At 40.6% G+C, this 1,058-nt stretch carries 1 protein-coding gene; it reads right to left on the bottom strand.

The window, feature by feature from the left end:
* Positions 1-1,058, bottom strand: a 1,058-nt coding sequence (locus AFK68_RS34240; RefSeq protein ID WP_246844643.1) for an alpha-hydroxy acid oxidase, incomplete at both ends; no start/stop codon positions are given.

Raw genomic sequence — 1,058 nt, 5'->3', positions numbered from 1 at the left:
CCAGACTAGCATCTATATTTTCTATATTAGCACAGCCACTCAATGCCATGGCCACATCTAATTCATTACGCAATAGCTCCAACAAATGACGTGCCCCAGTTTCTCCATCCACCGCTAGCGCCCACAAAATCGGACGGCCAATTAAAACTGCTTTAGCCCCTAATGCTAAAGCTTTGAGGATGTCTGTACCTCTGCGGATACCTCCATCCATCAACACATCAACTTGATTTCCTACTGCTGCAACTACTTCTGGGAGAGCATCAATAGTGGCGATCGCTCCATCTAACTGTCTACCTCCATGATTAGAAACAATAATTCCTTTTGCCCCATGTTCAACTGCTCGAATGGCATCATCTCCCCGTAAAATTCCTTTGACTATTAAAGGTAAGGACGTTAATGACTGCAACCATTCGATATCTTGCCAGGTAAGCGCCGGATCGAGTTGATTAGCAAAATAAGTCAATAACCCAGACTCGTTTTCTATTTCAGGAATCTCTAAATTTGCCATTGATGTTAAATTAGCTAATTCCAGACCGGGTGGTAGAGTAAATTGATTTTTTCGGTCTCGTTCCCTGATACCTAAAATTGGTGCGTCAACTGTCAAACATAATGCTTGATAACCTGCTGCTTCTGCTCTTTCTACTAAAGCGCGAGTCAGGGAGCGATCGCGATGTACATAGAGTTGAAACCACAAACTTTTTGGGACATTTCCAGCTAATGCCACATCTTCTAAACTTTTAGTTGACATGGTACTTAATATCATTGTTGTACCTAATTCTGCTGCTACTCTTGCTGTTGCTAATTCTCCTTCTGAATGTGCCAAACATTGAAATGCCATCGGAGCAATTAAAATCGGCATTTTAATGTGTTGCCCCAAAATTTTTGTACTTAAATTTCGCTGGCTAACATCTACTAACATTCGAGGTCGAAGTTTATATTTTTCATAAGCAGTACGGTTATCTCGCAAAGTAATTTCATCCCATGCACCACTAGCATAATAATCTAGTGCCATTTGAGATAAATGTTGTGGTGCTAAAGACTCATACTCAAAGATATTA

Origin of the sequence: Hydrocoleum sp. CS-953 (assembly GCF_002260545.1) — a bacterium.
In the GTDB taxonomy this organism is placed as follows: domain Bacteria; phylum Cyanobacteriota; class Cyanobacteriia; order Cyanobacteriales; family Microcoleaceae; genus Trichodesmium.
This window is presented reverse-complemented; position numbering and strand designations above follow the sequence as displayed.